At 66.9% G+C, this 23,955-nt stretch carries 26 protein-coding genes; all 26 read left to right on the forward strand.

What is annotated here, in order from left to right:
• Position 1 precedes the first annotated feature (1 nt).
• The 26 genes from AC5P99_RS20265 to AC5P99_RS20390 all read left to right on the forward strand — a co-directional run bounded on the left by AC5P99_RS20265 (position 2) and on the right by AC5P99_RS20390 (position 23,908).
• Positions 2 to 1,150 (forward strand): flagellin, encoded by a 1,149-nt coding sequence (locus AC5P99_RS20265; RefSeq protein ID WP_495213498.1) that lies wholly within the window; start codon positions 2 to 4, stop codon positions 1,148 to 1,150.
• A gap of 440 nt (positions 1,151 to 1,590) precedes the next feature.
• Positions 1,591 to 3,009, forward strand: coding sequence for a flagellar filament capping protein FliD (fliD, locus tag AC5P99_RS20270; protein WP_043033573.1), 1,419 nt, complete (start codon positions 1,591 to 1,593; stop codon positions 3,007 to 3,009).
• A 128-nt stretch (positions 3,010 to 3,137) separates the two neighbouring features.
• On the forward strand, positions 3,138 to 3,554 hold the full coding sequence (fliS, locus tag AC5P99_RS20275; protein ID WP_005409561.1) for a flagellar export chaperone FliS: 417 nt from the start codon (positions 3,138 to 3,140) through the stop codon (positions 3,552 to 3,554).
• On the forward strand, positions 3,551 to 3,844 hold the full coding sequence (locus AC5P99_RS20280; RefSeq protein ID WP_005413263.1) for a hypothetical protein: 294 nt from the start codon (positions 3,551 to 3,553) through the stop codon (positions 3,842 to 3,844). The genes fliS and AC5P99_RS20280 overlap by 4 nt, the downstream gene beginning before the upstream one ends.
• A complete protein-coding gene (locus AC5P99_RS20285) occupies positions 3,841 to 4,419 on the forward strand; it encodes a PilZ domain-containing protein (protein ID WP_005413262.1) in 579 nt (192 codons plus the stop codon). Before AC5P99_RS20280 ends, AC5P99_RS20285 begins: the two co-directional genes overlap by 4 nt.
• A gap of 92 nt (positions 4,420 to 4,511) precedes the next feature.
• Positions 4,512 to 5,144, forward strand: coding sequence for a response regulator (locus tag AC5P99_RS20290; RefSeq protein WP_005413261.1), 633 nt, complete (start codon positions 4,512 to 4,514; stop codon positions 5,142 to 5,144).
• 438 nt (positions 5,145 to 5,582) lie between these two features.
• Positions 5,583 to 6,992 (forward strand): RNA polymerase factor sigma-54, encoded by a 1,410-nt coding sequence (gene rpoN, locus AC5P99_RS20295; RefSeq protein WP_495213499.1) that lies wholly within the window; start codon positions 5,583 to 5,585, stop codon positions 6,990 to 6,992.
• Between the two features lie 14 nt (positions 6,993 to 7,006).
• The gene (locus tag AC5P99_RS20300; protein WP_005409556.1) at positions 7,007 to 7,384 is read left to right on the forward strand and encodes a response regulator; all 378 of its coding nucleotides are present in this window, start codon (positions 7,007 to 7,009) and stop codon (positions 7,382 to 7,384) included.
• Positions 7,381 to 8,886 carry a sigma-54 dependent transcriptional regulator gene (locus tag AC5P99_RS20305; RefSeq protein ID WP_033833133.1) on the forward strand — a complete coding sequence of 502 codons (1,506 nt, stop codon included), beginning with the start codon at positions 7,381 to 7,383 and terminating at the stop codon, positions 8,884 to 8,886. The genes AC5P99_RS20300 and AC5P99_RS20305 overlap by 4 nt, the downstream gene beginning before the upstream one ends.
• Positions 8,887 to 9,026: 140 nt before the next feature.
• The gene (locus tag AC5P99_RS20310) at positions 9,027 to 9,506 is read left to right on the forward strand and encodes a hypothetical protein (protein WP_495213500.1); all 480 of its coding nucleotides are present in this window, start codon (positions 9,027 to 9,029) and stop codon (positions 9,504 to 9,506) included.
• Between the two features lie 130 nt (positions 9,507 to 9,636).
• Positions 9,637 to 10,053, forward strand: a complete 417-nt coding sequence (locus AC5P99_RS20315) for a hypothetical protein (protein WP_108270011.1) — start codon at positions 9,637 to 9,639, stop codon at positions 10,051 to 10,053.
• A gap of 446 nt (positions 10,054 to 10,499) precedes the next feature.
• On the forward strand, positions 10,500 to 10,865 hold the full coding sequence (fliE, locus tag AC5P99_RS20320) for a flagellar hook-basal body complex protein FliE (RefSeq protein ID WP_005409552.1): 366 nt from the start codon (positions 10,500 to 10,502) through the stop codon (positions 10,863 to 10,865).
• A 13-nt stretch (positions 10,866 to 10,878) separates the two neighbouring features.
• Positions 10,879 to 12,525 carry a flagellar basal-body MS-ring/collar protein FliF gene (gene fliF, locus AC5P99_RS20325; protein ID WP_005409551.1) on the forward strand — a complete coding sequence of 549 codons (1,647 nt, stop codon included), beginning with the start codon at positions 10,879 to 10,881 and terminating at the stop codon, positions 12,523 to 12,525.
• A gap of 7 nt (positions 12,526 to 12,532) precedes the next feature.
• Positions 12,533 to 13,519, forward strand: a complete 987-nt coding sequence (gene fliG, locus AC5P99_RS20330; RefSeq protein ID WP_024958226.1) for a flagellar motor switch protein FliG — start codon at positions 12,533 to 12,535, stop codon at positions 13,517 to 13,519.
• Positions 13,516 to 14,157, forward strand: coding sequence for a FliH/SctL family protein (locus AC5P99_RS20335; protein WP_088435730.1), 642 nt, complete (start codon positions 13,516 to 13,518; stop codon positions 14,155 to 14,157). The genes fliG and AC5P99_RS20335 overlap by 4 nt, the downstream gene beginning before the upstream one ends.
• The gene (locus tag AC5P99_RS20340) at positions 14,154 to 15,539 is read left to right on the forward strand and encodes a FliI/YscN family ATPase (RefSeq protein WP_088435729.1); all 1,386 of its coding nucleotides are present in this window, start codon (positions 14,154 to 14,156) and stop codon (positions 15,537 to 15,539) included. Before AC5P99_RS20335 ends, AC5P99_RS20340 begins: the two co-directional genes overlap by 4 nt.
• A 3-nt stretch (positions 15,540 to 15,542) precedes the next feature.
• A complete protein-coding gene (gene fliJ / locus AC5P99_RS20345; RefSeq protein WP_005413256.1) occupies positions 15,543 to 16,010 on the forward strand; it encodes a flagellar export protein FliJ in 468 nt (155 codons plus the stop codon).
• On the forward strand, positions 16,010 to 17,167 hold the full coding sequence (locus tag AC5P99_RS20350; protein WP_049448917.1) for a flagellar hook-length control protein FliK: 1,158 nt from the start codon (positions 16,010 to 16,012) through the stop codon (positions 17,165 to 17,167). Before fliJ ends, AC5P99_RS20350 begins: the two co-directional genes overlap by 1 nt.
• Positions 17,168 to 17,391: 224 nt before the next feature.
• Positions 17,392 to 17,907 (forward strand): flagellar basal body-associated FliL family protein, encoded by a 516-nt coding sequence (locus AC5P99_RS20355; RefSeq protein WP_005409545.1) that lies wholly within the window; start codon positions 17,392 to 17,394, stop codon positions 17,905 to 17,907.
• Between the two features lie 10 nt (positions 17,908 to 17,917).
• The gene (fliM, locus tag AC5P99_RS20360) at positions 17,918 to 18,922 is read left to right on the forward strand and encodes a flagellar motor switch protein FliM (RefSeq protein ID WP_005409544.1); all 1,005 of its coding nucleotides are present in this window, start codon (positions 17,918 to 17,920) and stop codon (positions 18,920 to 18,922) included.
• Entirely contained in the window at positions 18,919 to 19,254 is a 336-nt protein-coding gene (fliN, locus tag AC5P99_RS20365) for a flagellar motor switch protein FliN (protein WP_005409543.1), read from the forward strand. Before fliM ends, fliN begins: the two co-directional genes overlap by 4 nt.
• Positions 19,251 to 19,670 (forward strand): flagellar biosynthetic protein FliO, encoded by a 420-nt coding sequence (gene fliO / locus AC5P99_RS20370; protein ID WP_495213501.1) that lies wholly within the window; start codon positions 19,251 to 19,253, stop codon positions 19,668 to 19,670. Before fliN ends, fliO begins: the two co-directional genes overlap by 4 nt.
• A 1-nt stretch (position 19,671) precedes the next feature.
• Positions 19,672 to 20,451, forward strand: a complete 780-nt coding sequence (fliP, locus tag AC5P99_RS20375; protein WP_005409541.1) for a flagellar type III secretion system pore protein FliP — start codon at positions 19,672 to 19,674, stop codon at positions 20,449 to 20,451.
• Between the two features lie 82 nt (positions 20,452 to 20,533).
• Positions 20,534 to 20,803, forward strand: a complete 270-nt coding sequence (locus tag AC5P99_RS20380) for a flagellar biosynthetic protein FliQ (protein ID WP_005413254.1) — start codon at positions 20,534 to 20,536, stop codon at positions 20,801 to 20,803.
• A 13-nt stretch (positions 20,804 to 20,816) separates the two neighbouring features.
• Positions 20,817 to 21,608 carry a flagellar biosynthetic protein FliR gene (fliR, locus tag AC5P99_RS20385; RefSeq protein WP_005409539.1) on the forward strand — a complete coding sequence of 264 codons (792 nt, stop codon included), beginning with the start codon at positions 20,817 to 20,819 and terminating at the stop codon, positions 21,606 to 21,608.
• A 164-nt stretch (positions 21,609 to 21,772) separates the two neighbouring features.
• Complete coding sequence (locus AC5P99_RS20390; protein ID WP_495213502.1) at positions 21,773 to 23,908, forward strand: putative bifunctional diguanylate cyclase/phosphodiesterase; 2,136 nt, start codon at positions 21,773 to 21,775, stop codon at positions 23,906 to 23,908.
• Positions 23,909 to 23,955 lie beyond the last annotated feature (47 nt).

The following is a 23,955-nucleotide window of genomic DNA, read 5'->3' on the forward strand; positions in this document are numbered from 1 at the left end:
GCTGGCCACCACCATCCAGCGCCTGTCCTCCGGTTCGCGCATCAACAGCGCCAAGGACGACGCCGCCGGTCTGGCGATCTCCGAGCGCTTCGGCACGCAGATCCGCGGTACCGACGTCGCCATCCGCAATGCCAACGACGGTATCTCGCTGGCCCAGGTCGCCGAAGGTTCGCTGACCGAAATCGGCAACAACCTGCAGCGCGTCCGCGAGCTGTCGGTGCAGGCCTCCAACGCCACCAACTCCGCCAGCGACCGCAAGGCCCTGCAGGCCGAAGTGACCCAGCTGGTCAGCGAAATCGACCGCGTCGCCAAGCAGTCGGACTTCAACGGCACCAAGCTGCTGGACGGCTCGTTCTCCAGCCAGCTGTTCCAGGTCGGCGCCAATGCGGGCCAGGCCATTGCCATCGACAAGACCATCGATGCCAAGGCCAATGCCTTGGGCGGTGCGATGTTCGATTCGGTCAGCTTCACCATCGCCGCTCCGGCAGACGGCGCAACCGGCGTGAAGGTCAGCGGCATGACCATCACCAACGGCGCAGGTTCGGCAATCAGCATCGCCGACATCGACGTGGCCGCCCAGGGCGGTGCCGATGGCACCAAGACCCAGGACGCCGCCACCAAGGCCATGGTCGCTGCGATCAATGCCAAGATCGGTGAGACCGGCGTCCTGGCCGAGGTCGACGCTGCCGGTGGTGGCAAGATCAACCTGAGCTCGGTCAAGGACAGCGTCGACAAGAATGGCGCCTTCCTCGGTATCGCCGTGGAAACCGGCACCTGGACCGGCATCGCCACCGGCCCGGGCGACATCACCGCCAGCACCACCGCAGTGGCCAAGAGCTTCGCCGACAAGATCGACGTGTCCACCGTGAAGGGTGCACAGCAGGCGATGGAAGTGGTCGACAAGGCCCTGGGTGCGATCAACAGCACCCGCGCTGACCTCGGTGCGATCCAGAACCGCTTCACCTCGGTGGTGGCCAACCTGCAGACCTCGTCGGAAAACCTGTCGGCTTCGCGCAGCCGCATCAAGGACACCGACTTCGCCAAGGAAACCGCAGAGCTGACCCGCACCCAGATCCTGCAGCAGGCCGGTACGGCCATGCTGGCCCAGGCCAACCAGGTGCCGCAGGGCGTGCTCAGCCTGCTGCGCTGATCCACGGCAAGAGGGCGCCGCTACCGTCGGGTCGAACCGACGGTAGCGGCAACCGGGAAGCCACGATGCACGAAGGCGCGGGCCATGCCCGGCCCGGGATCACTCCCGAACCGGCTTGGCATCGCCCGCTCCTGCGGACCTCTCTTTCAGCGCTGTACCTTTGACTGTACGTACCGGGCGGCTTCGTCTCCCCCCGATTGTCAGTAGCCTGATCCCTCCCCTGCATTGGGGGAGGGCTTTTTGCAGACTCCCGGCAGCCCGCGGTGAACCTACCCGCACCCTGCCCCAGCCTTCCTGCAACCCGCGTGCCAGAACCTGCGCCAGACCATTGGCACGGCACGTGCATCAACGAAGTCCTCAAGACCCAGCGGCGCAGGCCGCTATTTTCGTTGACGACGGGCCACCGCACGACGGCCAGGCCCGGATACCAGGAGAATCACATGGCAAGCTTTGGATACGGTGGCATTGGCTCGGGGCTCAACATCTCGGACATCGTCAACCAGCTGGTCGCAGCCGACCGCAAGCCCGCCGACAACGCGCTGAACCTGCAGCAGTCCAAGGCCAAGATGCAGCTGTCGTCGATCGGCACTGTCACTTCGGCCTTCGACAAGCTGAAGACCGCACTGACCGCACTGAAGGCCACCACCGCCTTCGATACCCGCACCGTGACCGCCACCGGCAAGGCGCAACCCGCCAACACCGACGACGTGCTGACGGCCTCGGTGGCACTGTACGACCTTGGCACGACCAAGGCAGCGGCCTCCAATGGCACCCACCAGGTGGAGGTGAAATCCCTTGCCACCGCACACAAGCTGATTGCCAATACCTCGGTAGGAAAGACCGACACCTTCGGCGCCGGAACCTTGACGCTGACCGTTGGCGTCGGCGACAAGGCAAAGACGATGAAGGTCGAGGTGGAAGCCGGCGATACGCTGACCACCGTGCGCAACAAGATCGACGCCGCAGGCCGCAAGGAAGGCGTGCAGGCGACCCTGATCGCCTCGGGCGACAACCAGTACCTGTCGATTGCCCAGGAAAAGACCGGCGCCGCCAATGCCATCAAGCTCGAATACGGCGGCAGCGACCCGAAACTGACCGCACTGGTGGGCAGCCTCCAGGAAAACACCGCGGCAGCCGATGCCGAGCTGACCATCGATGGCGTCACGGTGGTCAGCGCCAGCAACACCGTGGCCGACGCCGTGCCGGGGTTGACCCTGAACCTCAAGGTCAAGGGCAAGAGCACCGTCGTGATCAGCACCGATACCACTGCAGCCACCAAGGTGATGCAGGAGTTCGTGACCGCCTACAACGCAGCAATCGCGGCGATCAACACCGAGACCAAGTACGACGCCAAGACCAAGGAAGCCGCCACGCTGACCGGCGACGCGCAGATGCGTGGTGCCTCCAGCCAGTTGCGCTCGGTGATGTCGGGCGTGCTGAAGGAACTGTCCGCCGATGGCCTGGACCCGAAAACGCTGGGACTGCAGACGCGTGGCTACCCCAACGCCGACGGCAGCCTGGTGCTGGACGCCACCAAGTTTGCCGCCGCGCTGGCCAGTCAGCCCGAGAAGATCCGCTCGGCAATCACCGGTGACACCGGCGGTGCCGGCACGCTCTACACCATGGTCGACGGCTACGTCAGCACCACGGTCGGCAAGGAAGGCGCCTTCGTCGCCCGCACCAAGGGCCTCAACACCACGCTGGACAACATCGACAAGCGCCGCAAGGACCTCGACACGCGCATGAAGAACGTGGAAGAGCGCTACAAGAAGCAGTTCATCGCGTTGGACAGCCTGATGGGCAAGTTGCAGCAGAGCAATACGTCGCTGCAGCAGCAGCTGGCACAGCTGAACCGCTAAAGGACTGCGTGCAACGCTCAAGTTTGGCGTGTAACGCACCGATAACGGACGCAACAGCAATCAACGCCGCACCGCCGGCAACGGTCCCCACGACCCGCCGGCGGCACCCCGCGCAAGGAGAATCACGAATGTACGGTTCCAGCCGTCAATATGCCGAGCAGTACCGCCAGGTGGGAGTGACCAGTGCGGTCGCCGATGCCGATCCGCACAAGCTGGTGGCGATGCTGCTGGCCGGCGCGCTGGAGCGCGTGCGGCGCGCCCTGGCCAGCCTCGAGCGCGGCGACCAGGCCGGCAAGGGCAAGGCGATCGGCGAGGTCTGCGCGATCGTCGGCCACCTCAATGGCTCGCTGGATCATGAGGCTGGCGGTGAAATCGCCGGGAACCTGTCGGCACTCTACGACTACGTGCTGCAGCGCCTGACCGAGGCCAACCTGCACAACGACCGTGCCGCCCTCGATGAATCCCTGCAGTTGCTGGGCGAGATCGACAGCGCCTGGAATGCAATCCCGCAGGAACAGCGCCGCCCGGCCGCGGTGGCGCCATGAGCCTGCACGAACTGCACGCCCAGCTGGACGCCTTCGAAAAGGCCCTGGGCGAAGACGCCCTCGACCAGGCCGACAGCCTGCTCGACGGTCACGACAGCACGCTGCATGCCCTGCTCAGCCAGCCGCTGACCTCGGACGACCACGCACCGCTCAGTGCGCTGTTCGAGCGCCAGCAGAACCTGCTGGGCCTGCTGCGCCAGCGTCGCGATGCGGTGGCAGCACTGATGAATGACGGCCAGCGCTCTCTTCGCGCGGCCCATGCCTACCTGCAGGCAGAATCGCTGGCATGACCCAACTGCCGACAACGTCGCTGCACCATCCCGCCGAAAGCGAGCTGTTCGACGAAACGCTCAGCTGCGAGCTGGCACTGCCCGCCGAATTCCAGGCAGGCAGTGGCACCGGCCGTACCGGCAGTGCCGAGGGCCTGCTGCGCAGCCTGGCGCTGGTTGAAGACAGTCGCGTTGACGAGCATGACGACCGCAATGAAGCCAGCCTGCAATTGCAGCGGCTGGAGGCGAAGCTGGATCTGGCGATGGTGCTGCTTGGCCGCCTGGTCCGCCAGCAGGGCCAGGAACTGACCCTGCGCCCGGTGCGCTGGTCGCGCCGTGGCATCCGCCTGCAACTGGGCCCGCGCAGTGGCGCCAGCCCCGGCCAGGCGGGCCTGGTCCGTCTGCAGCCCAGTGATTGGCTGCCCGACCATATCGACCTGCCGGTGGAAGTGATTGCCGAAGCGGCCGATGGCGGCGGCGGCCACTATCTGTGGCTGCGCTTCCAGCGCCTTGGCGATGGCCTGGAAATGGCCATGGAGCGCCACCTGTTCCGCCTGCACCGGCGTCAGGTGGCCGAGGCACGCCGGGCGCGCTGAAACCTGCCACCATCGCGCTTGGCGGGCAAGCCTTGGCGCGCCCGTTCAGCTAAGTTAAGGTGGACTCCCCTACACGGACCTGCTGCGTGCCTGTGCGAGTTCTCATCGTCGACGATCACACCCTGGTCCGCGCCGGCCTGGCGCGGCTGCTGCAGGGGTTTGCCGACGTGCAGCTGGTTGCAGAGGCCAGCAACGCCGAACAGGCGCTGCAGCTGGCCCTGCAGCACGCCCCGGACGTGGTCCTGATGGACCTGTCATTGCCTGGCCGTACGGGTCTGGAAGCGCTCAGCGATATCCGGCTGCGCGCGCCCGGTACCCGGGTTGTGATGATGACCATGCACGACGACGCCGCGCACGTGCGCGATGCCCTCGACCGCGGCGCGGTCGGGTTCGTGGTCAAGGATGCGGCGCCGCAGGAACTGGAGCTGGCGCTTCGCGCGGCGCATGCCGGCCAGGTGTTCCTGAGCCCGCAGATCTCCGCCAAGATGCTGGCACCGATGCTCGGCCGCGAGAAGCCCACCGGCATCGCCGCGCTGTCGCCGCGCCAGCGCGAGATCCTGCGCCGCATCGGCAAGGGTGAGAGCAACAAGGAAATCGCCGCCGACCTCGGCATCAGCGTCAAGACAGTGGAAACCCACCGCGCACGCATGATGGAGTCACTGGGCTGCCGTCGCGCCAACGATCTGCTGCTGCTGGCCGCGCGCCATCAGCACGAGCTGGAGTAAGCGCCAGCCTCGGCGTGAAGAAGCGATGGCTGGGTAGAGTGGGCTGTTGGTAGAGTCGACTGTCAGTCGACTTGCGCGCGGAGCGCGGGACTTTTCCTTGGTCTGATCGGAGAGCAGTCGACTGACAGTCGACTCTACCGGTGATCGCCTCTATCGACAGCCGACGCAGCCAACCCGCACCCAGCGTCGAATTCCCGTCATCCCGACACTCCCCGACAGGAATCCGTACACGGCGCAGCCCGATCAATCCGGGCCTTGCACCGGAAATCAGCAACTTAGCAGCGATCATCGTCAACATTCCGCGCCACTGTAGGGAATACCCCTACACGCCGTCAGGAAATTCACGAAGCTCCTCAGGAACCCCCCGATTCCGCCACCGCCGGATCAAAAGCAAGATGCGTTCCACAAGGCGCCGGGGAGCGGCGCCGGGGAACCACGATGAAGGCTGCACTCTCGACCCAGCTGGGCCAACAACTTCACCTCACCCCGCAGCTGCTGCAGTCGATCCGGCTGCTGCAGCTTGATGGCCTGCACCTGGAACAGGAAATCCAGCGCCTGCTGGACTCCAATCCCCTGCTGGAAATCGAAGAGCCCGAAGCACCGGCCGCCGACGCCACCGACGTTGCCACCGCGACGCTGGAAACCGCCGCGTTCGACGAGCTGCCGGAGTCGTCGATGTGGGACGTGGCCGGCGCCAGCTGGCAGGACGGCGACGACGACCGCATGGCGCGCATCGCCGCCGGCGAATCCACCGACCCGCAGCTGCGCGTGCTGCAGCGCCTGTCGCTGGACATGGATGATCGCCAGCTGGCAGTGGCCGCATTCTGGCTGGACCACTGCGACGAGGCTGGCTACCTGCAGGCGCCACTGGGCCAGCTGCAGCTGCTGGCCAGCGCCCAGTTCGACATCGACGCCGACGGCGTCGAAGCCATCCGCCAGCAGCTGCTGCACGGTGACCCGGCCGGCATGGCCGCCCAGGACCTGCGCGAGGGCCTGCAGGCGCAGCTGCGCAGCCTGCACGGCGCGGTGCCTGCCCGCCACCTGGCCACGCGCATCCTAGACGGCGCGCTCGATGCGCTGGCCGCACATGATTACCCCGCCCTCGCCCGCCAGCACCACGCCGAGATCGACGATGTGCGCGAAGCGGTACGCCTGATCCTGTCGCTGCAGCCACGCCCAGGCGACAGCCTGCTGCCGGAACGCAGTGCCGTTGTGGTTCCGGATGTGGTCGCCTGGCACGCCGATGGCCAGTGGAAAGTGGCATTGAACCCGGCCACCAGTCGCCGCGTCTCCATCAACAGCCAGTACGAACAGGCGCTGGCAGAGACCAGTGAGGCCGCCCCGGCACTGCGCGAGATGCTGCAGGAAGCGCGCTGGTTCAGCCGCGGCCTGTCGATGCGCTACGACACCCTGCTGCGCACCGCGCGGGTGATCGTCGAGCGCCAGGCCGCGTTCCTGGTGCGTGGCGAGGAAGCCATGGCACCGCTGACCCTGAAGGAAGTGGCCGAGGAAATCGGCATGCACGAGTCCACCGTCTCGCGCATCACCACCGGCAAGTTCCTGCAGACCCCGCGCGGCACCTTCGAACTGAAGCACTTCTTCGCCGTCCGACTGGAAGGCGCCAGCGTCTCCGGGCAGGCGGTCAAGGCCATGGTCCGCCGCCTGATCGACGCCGAACCGGCCGGTCGGCCACTGGCCGATGAGGCGATCGCCGGCCTGTTGTCACGCCAGGGGGTGAACATTGCCCGCCGAACCGTCGCAAAATACCGGGAACAACTGGACATCGCCCCGGCCCGTGAACGGCGCCGGCTCGGCGCCAGGCAACCACAGCTGGCCCGGGTGGGCTGAAAAGGATGTTGCACATGAACAAGCTTACTGTCCTGCTGGTCGATGACCACGAGGGCTTCATCAACGCGGCAATGCGCCACTTCCGCAAGATCGACTGGCTGCAGATCGTCGGCAGCGCCGGCAACGGCCTGGAAGCGATCGAGCGTTCGGAAACGTTGCGCCCGCAGGTCGTATTGATGGATCTGGCAATGCCTGAGATGGGCGGCCTGCAGGCCACCCGCCTGATCAAGTCGCAGGACGACGCACCGTACATCGTGATCGCCAGCCACTTCGACGACGCCGAGCACCGCGAGCACGCGCTGCGTGCCGGTGCCGACAATTTCGTCAGCAAGCTGTCCTACATCCAGGAAGTCATGCCGATCCTGGAAGGCCTCAGGGAGGAACAGTCGTGAGCGAATCGCGCATCCTTGTGCTGGACAACGACGCCGTGCGTGCAGAGCGCACCGTTGCCCTGCTGGAGTTCATGGACTTCAACCCGCGCTGGGTCTCCGACGCAGCCGACTTCGATCTGGGCCGGCAGCGCCAGAACGATTGGATGGCAGTGATCGTCGGCAGCCTGGACGACAACGCCGCCAGCACCGCACTCTACAACTGGCTGGGCGGCAGCAGCCTGCCACCGCCGGTACTGCTGGCCGACGGTGATGCCGCAGCCTTCGCGCAGCAGCACGGGCTGCACGAAGCCAACATCTGGCCACTGGAGACGCCGCTGCGCCACGCGCAGATGGAAGCGCTGCTGCGCCGCGCCAGCCTCAAGCGCCTGGATGCCGAGCACCAGGCAGGTGCCGCGCAGGAGCAGGGGCCGACCGGCAACGGCCCGGCGGTCACTGCGTTGCGCACCATGATCGAACAGGTGGCCGCGTTCGACACCACCGTGCTGGTGCTGGGCGAATCCGGCACCGGCAAGGAAGTGGTGTCGCGCGCCATCCACCAGCGCTCGCCGCGCCGTGATGGCCCGTTCGTGGCGATCAACTGCGGCGCCATTCCGGCCGACCTGCTGGAAAGCGAACTGTTCGGTCACGAAAAGGGTGCCTTCACCGGCGCATTGACCGCGCGCAAGGGTCGTTTCGAGATGGCCGAGGGCGGCACCCTGCTGCTGGACGAAATTGGCGACATGAGTCTGCCGATGCAGGTGAAGCTGCTGCGCGTGCTGCAGGAACGCAGCTTCGAGCGCGTCGGTGGCAACCAGACCATCCGCTGCAACGTGCGTGTCGTGGCCGCGACCCACCGTGATCTGGAAACGCGGATCGCCGAAGGCAAGTTCCGTGAGGATCTGTTCTACCGCCTCAACGTGTTCCCCATTGAAGTACCCGCGCTGCGCGAGCGTCGCGAGGACCTGCCGGCACTGGTGGAAACCATCGCCGCACAGCTGGCGCGCACCGGCCGTGGCGAAGTGCGCTTCACCCCGGAAGCCCTGCAGGCACTGGCGGGCTACGAATGGCCGGGCAACGTGCGCGAGCTGACCAACCTGGTCGAGCGCCTGGCCGTGCTGCATCCGGGTGGATCGGTGCGCGTACAGGACCTGCCGGCCCGCTACCGTGGCGATGCCGCGCTGGCCGCCGTCGCTACGCCGGCGCCGGCACAGCCCGCCACCAGCGAAGAACGACTGGACCTGCGCAGCTTCTCGTTCCACACGCCCGGCAGCGGCAACCAGCCGGCGCTGGAGCACGGCATTGCCGTCAATCGACCGGCGGCACCGGCCGCCCTGCCCGACGAAGGCATGGACCTGCGCAACCACATGGCCAACATCGAACTGGGCCTGATCAACGAAGCACTGGAACGTACCCAGGGCGTGGTCGCCCACGCCGCCCAGCTGCTCGGCCTGCGCCGCACCACCCTGGTGGAAAAGCTGCGCAAGTACGGCATCGAGCGCGAGCAGGCCGAACTGGCCGGCTGACGCGTGCTGTCAGCATGAAGGGGGCACGAACGCCTGGGCTTGCCCGGGCGTTCGTGTTTGTGGGATTTGCAACTATTCCCAATGCGCTTCGCTCCGGGACGCAATAGCCTCAAGGGTTGCGATTGCGACCGAGGAATGTCATGAGCGAGACCTTTGAAGGCTCCATGCAGGAAATACTGGAATCCATGCTCGGCGTTTGTCTGGAGTACGGAGAGAATCGCGTGGATGGTGTGTACCTGTACGGCGCAGCGGAAGCTGGTACTTCCTCTGCAGACGTCTTCTATGAAATAGGTAGTGGCATCTACAGGATTCACGAGTTGAACGACACTCCCGCCGCCCGGAATGGACAGCAGTTTGATGTATCAGATGACCGCGGGTTCGCCTTGCTGAACCTTCTTCTGGACGACTTTGACCGCTTGATTGAGCTTCATGAAGGTCACAATCGGGAGCCTCCTACCCAGCTAAAGGCGCACTTCGACGCCGTTGCTGGAAAGCTAAGCCTCAAGTTCAGCTATGACCTTCATTTCACCAATACCGAGGATCTCCTACCCAGTGACTTTTTCGAAGCGTGGCTCCAGGAAGTGAAGCAGCGCACCTCAAACGCCAGTGTTGGCGGTTAGCCGGGAGCGCAATTCCGGAACGAAGATGAGGCCACCGTGGTCAGCTGCCCCCGTTTCATTTGCACGTTTTCCTAGAGACAACGCGGCCGCAGTGCGGAGCATGGCAGGGACACCCCGAGGAGGTCCCACCATGCATCACCTGATCCTGCTCGCCGCCCTGCTCTGCCCGGCCCTGACCACCGCGGCTAACTGCACCCTGCCCGCCACGCTCGACCAGCGCCAGTTCACCAACCTCAGCGACCCGTTGTACGCGCCGGACAACCCCAACGCCGGGCGCATGGTGCAGGTCAGCTTTGACAACAACCAGTACGTGTTGGACATCCTCGGCACCGACCTCCGCATCGGCGGTAGCTACCGCTATCAACGCCTGGCCCCGCATATCGCGGAAATCCAGATGACCGAGGCCTACCCGGCCGGTCCCGCCCACTACACCCTGCTGCTGACCTGCCAGAGCGACCACCAGGGCCGCTTCATCTACACCCAGCACGACGGACCCATTGCCCCGCTCCAGCGCCAGAATTCCGGCCGCTGGACCCTGCAGCCGTAGGCCAGAAAACCGACGCCGGTTAAATGGCGCCACGACCGGAGCCAGAGCCCGTTGCGTTGCAACGGGATCCGACCCCGTGCCGACCAACGGTCGGCACCCACCATCATCAGAAGCACCATCAGAAGCACCATCAGCAGCAGGTTCCAATAGATCGCGGCCAACTGTCGAAGGCGGGGGGGTCCGGTTGCGGGGGCGTGAGCGCCATGGATGGCGCGACCGAGCCTCCATGGACGGATTTACGGCGTCCCCCGTAACCGGCCCCACCCCGCCACCCCACGGATAGCCCGATTTTGACGTTGATGTTGACGTGGCCTCTGCGGGTGCAGGGCGCAGCCCTGCCACCAAACACCCCCACCCTCACTTCACTGAATCGAAAACCGGTTTCGGCACGGCACTTGCACTGGCTACAGCAGACAACCCCATCCCTGTTTCTGGAACCGTTGCAGATGTCCCACTCCGTCACTTCGATCCTTTCGCAGATCCGCTCCTATCAGACCCAGATGGGACAGCCGGCGCTCAACCCGCTGGGCGAAACGCCTCGCAGCAACGCCCTGCCGGGCACGGTGCTGGATGCACCGCAGGCCCAGCCGGCCAGCTTCACCGAAACCCTGCGTGGTGCGATTGCCGGCGTCAACGATGCGCAACAGAAATCCGGCGCCCTCGCCAAGGCCTTCGAAATGGGCGACCCCAGCGCCGACCTCGCCAAGGTGATGGTCGCCTCGCAGCAGTCCCAGATCGCCTTCCGCGCCACCGTGGAAGTCCGCAACCGTCTCGTCCAGGCTTACCAGGACGTGATGAACATGCCGCTGTAAGGAATAGAGACGCATGGCACTGACGCTCTCCAAGGACAGCCTGAACGCCGAAAAGGCCGGGCAATGGTTCGACCGCCTGCAGAGCCTGCAGATCACCCGTCGGCTGGGCCTGATGGCGATGATCGCGGTGGCGGTGGCGGCAGGCCTGTCCGTGTTCTTCTGGTCGCAGAAGCCGGGCATGGTCCCGCTGTACACCGGCCTGGACCAGAAGGCCACCGCTGAAGCGACCGACCTGCTGCGCGCCGCGCAGATTCCGTTCGCGCTCGACCCGGCCACCGGTGGCATCACCGTGCCGGAAAAGAACCTGCACGACGCCCGCCTGAAGCTGGCCGGTTCCGGCCTGACCGACAGTGGCAAGCTCGGCTTCGAGCTGATGGAACGCGACCCGGGCTTCGGTGTGAGCCAGTTCGTCGAAAGCGCGCGCTACCAGCACGCGCTGGAAACCGAACTGTCGCGCACCATCAACACGCTGCGCCCGGTGCGCGATTCGCGCGTGCACCTGGCCATTCCCAAGCCCAGCGCCTTCACCCGCCAGCGCGACGTAGCCAGTGCCTCGGTCACCCTGGAACTGCGTGGTGGCCAGCAGCTGGAACGCAGCCAGGTGGATGCCATCGTGCACATGGTTGCGGCCAGCATCCCGGATCTCGCGCCGGAGCGGGTGACCGTGGTCGACCAGAGTGGGCGCATGCTCAGCATCACCGACCCGAACAGCGAAGCGGCGGTCAACGCTGCCCAGTTCGAGCAGGTGCGCCGCCAGGAAACCTCGTTCAACCAGCGCATCCGCGAGCTGCTGGAACCGATGACCGGCCCTGGCCGCGTCAACCCGGAAGTGAGCGTGGACATGGATTTCTCGGTGACCGAGGAGGCCCGCGAGCTTTACAACGGTGAGCCGCAGAAGCTGCGCAGCGAGCAGATGAGCGAGAACACCACCAGCACCCCTGGCCCGCAGGGTGTGCCGGGTGCGACCAGCAACAGCCCGCCGGGCCAGCAGGCTGCACCGGCCACCGCGCAGACCCCGACCGAAAGCAGCAAGAACGCCACCCGCAACTACGAGCTGGACCGCACCCTGCAGCACACCCGCCAGCCGGCAGGCCGCATCAAGCGCGTATCGGTGGCGGTGCTGGTGGACAACGTGCCGCGCGCCGGCGCCAACGGCAAGATGAGCCCACAGCCGCTGTCGGCCGCCGAACTGACCCGCGTCGAAGCGCTGGTCAAGCAGGCCGTCGGCTTCAACGCCGAGCGTGGCGATACCGTGTCGGTGATGAATGCCCCGTTCGTGCGGGATACCACGCCGGTCGAAGGCCCGGCCTGGTGGGAGCTGCCGTGGGTGCACGATGCCGGCCGCATGCTGCTCGGTGCGGTGGTGGTGCTGGCGCTGCTGTTCGGTGTGCTGCGCCCGGCACTGCGTGCGATCACCGGCCAGAACAAGAAGAACGACGAACCGGCACTGGAACCGCACACCGCGGATGTGCAGCTGGTCGATGACGATGGCATGCCGCTGCCGGCGCTGGGCGCCGACCGGACCAGCCTGGCCGGACCAGACGCACTGGCCCTGCCGGTGGATTCTTATGAGGAACGACTGCGGATGGCGCGTGAAGCCGTGAAGACCGACTCCAAGCGCGTGGCCCAGGTGGTCAAGGGCTGGGTGGCCAATGACTGAGGCACAACTGACCGGCGTACAGCGCGCGGCCGTGCTGCTGCTGTCCCTGGGTGAGCTGGATGCGGCCGAAGTGCTGCGCCACATGGAACCCAAGGAAGTGCAGAAGATCGGCATCGCCATGGCCACCATGACCGACATCACCCGCGAGCAGGTGGAACGGGTGATGGACCAGTTCGGCCAGGAGCTGGGCTCGAAGACCTCGCTGGGCGTGGGCTCGGACGACTACATCCGCAACATGCTGGTGCAGGCGCTGGGCAGCGAGAAGGCCGGCAACCTGATCGACCGCATCCTGCTCGGCCGCAACACCACCGGCCTGGACGCGCTGAAGTGGATGGACCCGCGTGCGGTGGCCGACCTGGTGCGCAACGAGCACCCGCAGATCATCGCCATCGTGATGGCGCACCTGGAAACCGACCAGGCCGCCGACGCGCTGAAACTGCTGCCGGACCGTACCCGCGTGGACGTGCTGCTGCGCATCGCCACCCTCGACGGCATTCCGCCGAACGCACTCAATGAACTCAACGAGATCATGGAGCGCCAGTTCGCCGGCAACCAGAACCTGAAATCGTCCAACATCGGCGGCGTGCAGTGCGCGGCCAACATCCTGAACTTCATGGACAGCGGCCAGGACCAGGCGATCCTGGGCGAAATCGCTCGCATCGATGCGCCGTTGAGCAACCGCATCCAGGACCTGATGTTCGTGTTCGACGATCTGGTCGACCTGGATGACCGCGAAATGCAGCTGGTGCTGCGCGAAGTGAGCGGCGAGCGCCTGGGCCTGGCCCTGCGCGGTGCCGACATCAAGGTGCGCGACAAGATCACCCGCAACATGTCGCAGCGCGCGGCCGAAATCCTGCTGGAAGACATGGAAGCTCGTGGCCCGGTGCGCCTGTCCGACGTGGAAGGCGCACAGCGCGAGATCCTGGCCATCGTCAAGCGCATGGCCGATGAGGGCACCGTCACCATCGGTGGCAGCGCGGAGGCCATGCTGTGAGCAACGTCGTGCGCTGGCTTGCCCCGGACCTGCTGGCCCAGCCCGAACCGGTGCTGGAGCAGGAGGATGCGTTCGAACTCACCGAGCCGGACCCGGAACACGAGCCGGAGCCGCCGCTGCAGCTGCCGACCCTGGAGGAAATCCAGGCCATCCAGGACAGCGCCGAGAAGGATGGCTTCCAGCACGGCCATGCTGAAGGTTACGGCCAAGGCCAGGCCGAAGTGCGTCGCCTCGCCGCGCAGATCGAAGGCATCCTCGACAACTTCAGCCGCCCCCTGGTGCGGCTGGAGAACGAAGTGGTCGGCGCACTGGGCGAACTGGCGGTACGCATCGCCGGTGCGCTGGTCGGCCGCGCCTACGAAGCTGACCCGGCACTGCTGGCACAGCTGGTCGGTGAGGCCATCGACGCGGTGGGTGGCAGCACCCGCGAGGTCGAAGTGCGACTGCATCCGGATGACATCGCCGCCCTCGCCCCGCTGTTGAGCCTGCCGCCACAACAGCGCCTGGTGCCAGACACCAGCCTCAGCCGCGGCGATCTTCGCGTGCACGCCGAAGCCGTGCGCATCGACGGCACCCTGGAAGCCCGCCTGCGCGGCGCGCTGGACGCGGTGATCCGCCAGACCGGAGCCAATGCATGACCCCCGATCCGCAGCCGACGCCGCCACCGGCCGACTGGGCCATGGCCCGCAACCTGCGCCTGGCCCGTCGCCTCGATGGACTGCGCGTGGATACCGCCCATGGCCGTGGCCTGATCCGCGAAGGCGTGCTGCGCCGCGCGGTCGGACTGACCCTGGAAGCCGTCGGCTGCGAGGCGCCGCTGGGGGCCAGCTGCAAGGTGGAAGTGGTCGACGGCGGCTGGGTCGATGCCGAAGTGGTCGGCTTCGCCGGCGAGCGCACTTACCTGATGCCCAGTGCCGAGCTGCACGGCCTGTTGCCCAATGCGCGGGTGGTGCCATCGGCGCGCCGCGGTGGCGTGGAAGTGGGCGAAGGCCTGCTTGGCCGCGTCATCGACAGCGATGGCGTGCCGCTGGACGGCAAGGGCCCGATCCGCGCCGAAGGCCATGTCGGCATGGCCGGCGTGTCGATCAATCCACTGGCGCGTGAACCGATCACCCAGCCGCTGGACGTGGGCGTGCGCGCGATCAACGCGCTGCTGCCGATCGGCCGCGGCCAGCGTGTCGGCCTGTTCGCCGGCTCCGGCGTCGGCAAGTCGACGCTGCTGGGCATGATGACCCGCTACACCGCCGCCGACGTGATCGTGGTCGGCCTGATCGGTGAACGTGGCCGCGAAGTGCGCGATTTCGTCGAGACCACGCTGGGCGAGGAAGGCCTGCGCCGCGCCGTGGTAGTGGCCAGTCCCGCCGACCGGCCGCCGCTGGCGCGCCTGCACGGTGCCTACCGCGCTACCGCCATCGCCGAATGGTTCCGCGACCAGGGACTGAACGTGCTGCTGCTGATGGACTCGCTGACCCGCTTCGCCCAAGCACAGCGCGAGATCGGCCTGTCGGTGGGCGAGCCGCCGACCACCCGCGGCTACCCGCCGTCGGTGTTCGCCAAGCTGCCGGCACTGGTCGAACGCGCCGGCAATGGCGCCAAGGGCCGTGGCTCGATCACTGCGTTCTACACGGTGCTGACCGAGGGCGATGATCCGCAGGACCCGATCGCCGATGCGGCGCGCGCGATCCTCGACGGCCACATCCTGCTCTCGCGGCGCGTGGCCGACAGCGGCCTGTACCCGGCCATCGACGTCGAATCGTCGGTCAGCCGCGTGGTCACGGAAATCGCCGACGAGCCGTGGCGCCTGCGCATCCGCAAATTGAAGCGACTGGTCTCGGCCTACTCGGCCAACCGTGACCTGATCGCCATCGGTGCCTACCAGCGCGGCAACGACGCGGCCACCGACGAAGCCCTGGAACGCTGGCCGGAAATCATGGAGTTCCTCGGCCAGGACGTTGCCAAGGCCGCAGATCTCCCGCACAGCCAGGCGGCGCTGCAGCGCCTGGTGGAACAAGAGAGTTAAGCCATGAACCAGTCCAAGCGCATTGATCCCCTGCTCAAGCGGGCCCAGGAACACGAGGACGCGGTTGCCCGCGACCTTGCCGAACGCCAGCGCGTGCTCGATACCCATCTATCGCGACTGGACGAACTGCGCCGCTACGCCGAGGAGTACGCCAACGCTCAGATGGCCGCCACCAGCCCGGCGCAGCTGCTGAACCGACGCGCTTTCCTCGACCGGTTGGACAGTGCCGTCGAACAGCAGCAGGCCACGGTCAATGGCAACCGCGAAAAGGTGGAAGCCGAGCGCGCCCGGCTGATCCTGGCCAGCCGTGACAAGGCCGTGCTGGAACAGCTGGCCGCGAGCTACCGCGCGCAGGAAAAAGTGGTGACCGACCGCCGCGACCAGCGCGAGATGGACGATATCGGCGCGCGCCGCGCGCGCCTTGTCCAGGCCGAAGACCAGGACGGCACCGAGCAGGGAGGTCGCTCGTGATGCCCTCCCCACTCGCCGGCAGTGCCAACCCTGCCACGCCGGCCACCAGCAACAGTGCGGCGCGCGCCCCGCGCAGCGAAGGCGGAAAGGACTTCAGCCAGCTGCTGCAGGACGGCGCGCCCTCTGCACCCGGCCCTGCCGGCAGCGCCACCACGCCGTCGCCATCCACGACGAGCCAGCCGTCGACCACTGACAGCAGTGGCCAGGCACCAGGCGAACGCAGCGACGCCGAAGCGGTAACCGCTGAAGCGCCGCCGCCAGCGCCCGTTGCCGTGACCCCGGCTGCACCCGCTACCGACAAGGACAAATCCGCCGCGACCGAAGACGCCCCTTGGCCGCCGCTCGGTCTGGCCGGCCTGGTGCTGGCGATGCCGACGCCCGTGGATGCGGCCGCTGCCCTGCCGACCACCGCTGCACCGTCGCAGGCCAGCGACGGCAGCGCACTGCCCGTTGCCCCTGCCGCGAATCCGGCACTGCCTGCAACTGCCCCAGCAACGGCCGCCGCAGCGACGGCCGACGGCAAACCGGCGGCGACCAGCGCGGACGATGCCAGCGCGCTGCCACTGCCGGAGATGATCCTGCCCGGCAAGCGCAGCGAGCGCGGCGAAGGCAGTGACGTGGCCGCCGTTGGCGACCGCGCCAGTGCACCACTGCTGCATGCACCGGCGGGGGCCGCCGTACAGGACCTGAAGGCGGCGCTCGCCACCGGCAACGCGATCTTCAATGGCGAACCCACGCCCAAGCCCGTGCTGGGTGACGACGGCTTCGACCAGGCCATTGGCGCACGCCTGGGCTGGCTGGCCGACCAGAAAATCGGCCACGCCCATATCCGCCTGAGCCCGGACGATATGGGCCCGGTCGACGTGCGCCTGCAGTTGAACGGCGACAAGGTGCATGCCAGCTTCAGCAGCCCGCACGTGGACGTGCGGCAGGCACTGGAAAGCAGCCTGCCGCGCCTGCGCGAGCTGCTGGGCGAACAGGGCTTCCAGCTGGCACACGCTGATGTTGGCCACCAGGCCCCGGGGGGTGACGGCAATGCGTCGGGAGCATCTGGCAACGGTGGGACCGCCGGTGACGGAGAACCGTCGCCGGGCGACACCAACGTGTCGTCCGCACAGCTGATCCGCCAGCGCGGGTTGCTGGACGCATACGCCTGACAGGCGTGCCAACCAAGGTTGGCACCCACCAGGGCCGGGCGGTCGGCAGCCACCAGGGCACCCGGGCAATAGAGCCGCACCTGCCAGTATCGCGTTGGTGGGTGCGGAGCTTGCTCCGCACGGCCCCACCGCTCCCCCCGACGGAATTCCGTCGCACCCCTCTGCCCCGCCTTCGGCACACCCCTTGCATATCCCGGTGAAGCAACCCTCAGGAGCTTCACCCCGTGGCCGCAGCCGCTGACAAAACCAAGAAGACCGCCGAGAAGGACAAGGCCGCCAAGCCGCGTAGTCCGATTCTGATCACCGCGCTGGTGGCCGTACTGGCCGCCGCTGCCGCCGGTGGCGGCGTCTGGTTCTTCACCCAGTCCAAGCACGAAGAGAAGACCGCGCAGGCGCCGAAGAAGGCCAGCACTCCGGCACCGGCACAGTACTTCGCGCTGGACCCCGCATTCGTGGTCAACCTCAACGGCCCGGTCGACGGTCCGCGCTACCTGCAGCTGGAAGTGCAGCTGATGACCCGTGACCCGGCTGCGCTGGAAGCGATCAAGACCCATGCACCCGCCATCCGCGCACGCCTGCTGATGCTGTTCTCGCAGGTCAGCCCGGACCAGATCGCCGATGTCGCCGGCAAGCAGAAGCTGCAGGCTGCGTCGCTGGCCGAAGTGCAGAAAGTGCTCAAGGCCGAGACCGGCAGCAATGGTGCCGACGACCTGCTGTTCACCAGCTTCGTGACCCAGTAAGGGCCCACCGATGAATGATCTGTTGTCCCAGGACGAGATCGATGCCCTGCTCCACGGCGTGGACAGTGGCGCGGTCGAAACCGATCCGGAACCGCCGTCAGGCGAAGCGCGCTCGTACGACTTCGCCAGCCAGGACCGCATCATCCGCGGTCGCATGCCAACCCTGGAAATGGTCCACGAGCGTTTCGCGCGCCTGTGGCGGATCGGCCTGTTCAACCTGATCCGCCGCTCGGCCGAGCTGTCGGTGCGCGGCATCGAGCTGATCAAGTTCAACGACTACATGCACTCGCTGTATGTGCCGACCAACCTGAACCTGATCCGCTTCAAGCCGCTGCGCGGTACCGGCCTGATCGTGTTCGAGCCGACCCTGGTGTTCGCCATCGTCGACAACTTCTTCGGTGGCGACGGGCGCTACCCCACCCGCATCGAAGGCCGCGAGTTCACCGCCACCGAAATGCGGGTGATCCACCTGCTGCTGAAGCAGACCTTCGCCGACCTGCGCGAGGCCTGGGCACCGGTGATGGACGTCGACTTCGAGTACATCAACTCGGAGATCAACCCGCACTTCGCCAACATCGTGACGCCGCGCGAATACGTCGTGGTGTGCCGCCTGCACGTCGAACTCGATGGCGGCGGTGGCGACATCCACGTCACCCTGCCGTATTCGATGCTGGAGCCGATCCGCGAGCTGCTCGACGCCGGCATCCAGAGCGACCGCAACGACCGCGACGAGAGCTGGGGCAAGACCCTGCGTGAACAGCTCAACATCGCCGAAGTCACCCTGTCCAGCGTACTGGCCAGCAAGCGCATGACCCTGCGTGACCTGACCCAGCTGAAGGTCGGCGACATCCTGCCGATCGAGCTGAGTCCGCAGGTGCCGGTGTGCGTGGAGAACATCCCGGTGTTCACCGGCGAGTTCGGCATCGCCAACGGCATGAACGCAGTGAAGATCACCGCTACCCATCCGCCGGGCACCCGCCCGCGCGTACCCGTCATCCAGGAAGACCCGCAATGAACGATATCGACGCCCTCGAACCCACTCCGGCCCAGTTCAGCAGCCTGCAGGCCGATGAGGCGAACGGCCCGGACCTGAACTTGGACGTGATCCTCGACGTACCGGTGACGCTGTCGCTGGAAGTCGGTCGCGCGCGCCTGCCGATCCGCAACCTGCTGCAGCTCAACCAGGGTTCGGTGGTGGAACTGGAACGTGGTGCCGGCGAGTCGCTGGATGTGTTCGTCAACGGCACCCTGATCGCCCATGGCGAAGTGGTGGTGATCAATGACCGCTTCGGCGTGCGCCTGACCGATGTGGTCAGCCCGAGCGAGCGGATCCGGAGACTGCGTTGAGCCTGCTGGCCTCCACCCTGCTGGCGGTCGGCAAGACCGCCGCTCCGGCCGGCCCGCAGATCGGCCAGCACGCAGCCGCCGCACCGAGCCTGTTCGGCGCGGTGCTGGCGCTGCTGGCAGTGCTGGCGCTGGTCATCGGCCTCGGCTGGCTGCTCAAGCGCCTGCCCGGCAGTGGTTTCCGCCCGGCCGAAGGCATGAAGGTGGTGGCCAGCCTGAGTGTCGGTGCCAAGGAGCGCGTGGTGGTGGTCGAGGTCAACGGCCAGCAGCTGCTGCTGGGCGTCACCGCCGGCGGCATCAACACCCTGCACACCCTGCCCGAACCGCTGCCGCCGCCCGCGCCCGTGCGCGTGCCGGACTTCAAGAATCTTCCGAATTTCGCCCAGCTGCTGCAGCAGCGGCTGCGCAAGGATGCCTGACATGCGTGTCACCCGTACCCGTCTTGCCACCCTGATGCCGTGGCTGCTGATGCTCGCCCTGTGCCTGTTGCCGGCACTGGCCTTCGCTGCACCCGGCGCACCGACCACGCCACTGCCGGACATCAACGTCGGCAAGATCGGTGGTGCGCCGGTCAGCCTGCCGCTGCAGACCCTGCTGCTGATGACGGCGATCACCCTGATCCCGTCGATGTTGCTGGTGCTGACCTCGTTCACCCGCATCATCATCGTGCTGGGCCTGCTGCGCCAGGCGCTGGGTACCGGGCAGACGCCGTCCAACCAGGTGCTGCTGGGCCTGGCCCTGTTCCTCACCGCGATGGTGATGATGCCGACCTGGGACAAGGCCTGGAGCACCGGCATGGCGCCGTACCTCAATGGCGAGATCGACTTCCAGACCGCCTGGACGCTGACCACCACGCCGTTGCGCGGCTTCATGCTGGCGCAGATCCGGGAGACCGACCTGATGACCTTCGCCGGCATCGCCGGGCACGGCACCTACGCCAGCCCCGACGCGATCCCGTTCCCGGTACTGGTCGCATCGTTCGTCACCAGCGAACTGAAGACCGCCTTCGAAATCGGCTTCCTGATCTTCATCCCGTTCGTGATCATCGACCTGGTCGTGGCCAGCGTGCTGATGTCGATGGGCATGATGATGCTGTCGCCGATGCTGGTGTCGGCACCGTTCAAGATCCTGCTGTTCGTGCTGGTGGATGGCTGGGTGCTGACCGTGGGTACGTTGGCGGCGAGCTTCAATCCGGCGTGATTGAGAGGTAGTCGGGCATGGCTCGGCTCTACAGAAGCACAGTCGAGCGCGGCTCGACTCCACACAAGCAGATGGACCCCGAATGTCTCCCGAACTTGCCTTGACCGAACTGCGTGGCGGCCTGATCACCGTGTTGTGGGTGGCCGGCCCGCTGCTGCTCACCGTGCTGGTGGTGGGCGTGGTGGTGGGCGTGGTGCAGGCCGCGACCCAGCTCAACGAACCGACCATCGCCTTCGTTGCCAAGGCGGCGGCACTGACCGCGGTGCTGTTCGCGCTCGGCAGCCTGCTGATCGGCCACCTGGTTGAATTCACCACGCTGCTGTTCCAGCGCATTCCACACCTGATCGGCTAGGACACGCGCCTCGATGGACGCCGCCACCCAGATGGCTGCCGACGGCCTGCAGGCCTTTGGCATGATCGGCACCGTGCTGTGGACCATGCTGCGCATCGGCGCGGTGGCCATGGCCATGCCCATGGTCGGCACCCGTGCGGTGCCGGCACGGATCCGCGTGATCCTGGCCGGTACCCTTGCCATCGCGTTGGCACCGCTGCTGCCGCCGGTTCCGGACTGGACCGGCTTCGATGCTGCCACCGTACTGACCATCGCCCGCGAGCTGGCCATCGGCGTGTCCATCGGCTTCCTGCTGCGGCTGGTGTTCGAGGCCGGCGCGATGGCCGGCGAACTGATCGCCCAGGGCACCGGCCTGGCCTTCGCGCAGATGAGCGACCCGCTTCGTGGTGGCACCTCCGGCGTGATCGGGCAGTGGTTCTACCTGCTGTTCGGCCTGCTGTTCTTCACCGCCAACGGCCATCTGGCGCTGATCTCGCTGGTGGTGGACAGCTACCGGGCGCTGCCGATCGGCGCCCCGCTGCCGGACCCGCACGCCTTCTTCAGCATCGCTCCGACCTTCCTGCTGACGGTGCTGCGCGGCGCATTGACCCTGGCCATTCCACTGACCGTGGCGATGCTGGCGGTGAACCTCGCCTTCGGCGTGCTGGCGCGTGCTGCCCCGGCACTGAATCCGATCCAGCTCGGCCTGCCGGTCTCACTGCTGCTGGGCCTGTTCCTGCTGGCCCTGCTGGCCGGGGAAATGGGCCCGCCGGTACAGCGCCTGTTCGATGCCGCCTTCCAGGCTGCGGACGCGGTCACACACTGACCCGATCATCACGTTTTACCGCTTGCCCTTCCCCCGGGTCTGCGCGCTAGAGTGAATGCGCGGCAACCGGGGGGATGCCGCACGTGGCCGCCGCCCTGCGTCGGCCTGCCTCATGCATGCCCCACCGTGGTTTCCGTCGACAGGCAGGTCCGGGAGACTGACGAATGCTGGTAGGCACGTACAACCCGTGGCTGGTGGCGATCTCGTTGCTGGTTGCCGTGATGGCTTCATACACCGCGCTGGCGATGGCCGGGCGCACGGTCACCGCACCCGGCAAGGGCGCGGCCTGGTGGTGGCGCCTCGGTGGTGGCTTCGCCATGGGCCTGGGCATCTGGTCGATGCACTTCATCGGCATGCTCGCCTTCGACCTGCCCATTCCGCTCGGTTACGACCTGCCGATCACCCTGCTCTCCCTGGCCCTGGCCATCGCCTCATCGGTGTTCGCGCTATGGCTGGTTTCACTGCGTACCCTGCCGCACCCTCGGCTGGCCGGTGGCGCGCTGCTGATGGGCACCGGCATTGCCGGCATGCATTACGTTGGCATGGCGGCGATGCGCATGCAGCCTGGCATCGACTACGACCCGGGCTGGCTGCTGTTCTCGCTGATGGTAGCGGTCGCCGCCTCATGGACTGCGTTGTATGTGGCATTCCGCCTGCGCGCGCAGCGCACCCGCATCGGTGATCGCCTGGCAGCCGCTGGCCTGCTCGGGCTGGCCATCGTTGGCATGCACTACACCGGCATGGCCGCCGCACGCTTTCCGGAAGGCAGCATCTGCGGCGCGGCGGTCGGCGATGGCCTGCAGAACGAGTGGCTGGCGATGCTGGTAGTGGTGCTGACGGTCGCGATCCTCGCGGTGGTGCTGGTGGTGTCCTGGCTGGACCAGCGGGTGGAGGCGCAGCTGCTGCGGCTGCGCAATTCCATGCTGAGTACCTCGCTGACCGACGCGCAGCAGGAACTGACCCAGGCCGCACTGCATGATCCGCTCACCCGCCTGCCCAACCGCCTGCTGTTGCAGCGCCGCATCGTGCAGGCACTGGCCGAGGCCGAACAGGGCGGCAGCCGCTTCGCGGTGATGTTCATGGACCTGGACGGCTTCAAGCAGGTCAACGACGCCTATGGCCACCAGGCGGGTGACGCACTGCTGGTGGCGGTGGCCGAGCGCACCCGCCAGCTGCTCCGCCCGCATGACATGCTGGCGCGCCTGGGCGGCGATGAGTTCGTGCTGGTGGTGCGCATCGAGCACGATGAGGATCTGCCAACCCTCGCCCGGCGCATCCTGCAGGCGGTCGGCAGTGGACCGCTGCTGCCGGACAACGAACTGCAGGTAACCGCCAGCATCGGCGTGGCGATCTGCCCGGATCACGCCGCCAGCGAGCGGCAGCTGATGGCCTTTGCCGACGCGGCGATGTACCAGGCCAAGGAATCCGGGCGCAACGCCTTCGTGCTGTTCGCCGACTGGATGAATGACAGCGCCGAACAACAGTTCCGGCTGCTGGCCGACCTGCGCCGGGCCATCGGCAGCGAGCAGTTGTTCCTGCACTACCAGCCCAAGATCCGCGTGGCCACGCAGAAGGTGGCCGGTGCCGAAGCGTTGATCCGCTGGCACCATCCGGAGCATGGCCTGATTCCGCCCGATCGGTTCATCCGCCTGGCCGAGCGCAGCGGCGCGATCAACGAGATCGGGCGCTGGGCGCTGGACCAGGCCTGCCTGCAGCTGCGGCGCTGGCACGATGCCGGTCACGAAGGCTGGTCGATGTCGGTGAACCTGTCGCCGGTGCAGTTCAGTTCGCCGCACCTGCTGCAGGATGTGCGCGCGGTGATCGAACGCCACAACATCGCCCCGCGCCACCTGGTGCTGGAAATCACCGAAAGCACGGTGATGCGCGATACCGACACCAGCCTGCGCCTGCTGCAGGCGCTGTCGGCGCTGGGCGTAGGCATCTCCATCGATGACTTCGGCACCGGCTATTCCAGCCTGCTGTACCTGAAGCGGCTGCCAGCCACCGAGATCAAGATCGACCATGCGTTCGTGCGCGACCTGGAACACAGTGCAGAGGACGTGGTGATCGTCTCGGCGATCGTGGCGCTGGGCCATGCGCTGGACATGGACATCGTCGCCGAGGGCGTGGAGACCGCCGCCCAGCGCGCCTACCTGGAGCGCCTGGGCTGCGACTACCTGCAGGGCTACCTGCTGGGACGGCCGGTCGATGCGGCGCGCTTCATGCAGCTGCACGACCTGCCCCGGCCGCGGGTGGAACTGGCGCAGAGCCCACCGCCCAGCGACGACGCGCCCCGGTAGCGCCGAGCCTGCGCTCGGCTCCCGCCGGGCACGGCCCGGCGCTACCA

The sequence above is a fragment of the Stenotrophomonas sp. YJH_SMC_80 genome, from assembly GCF_059372495.1.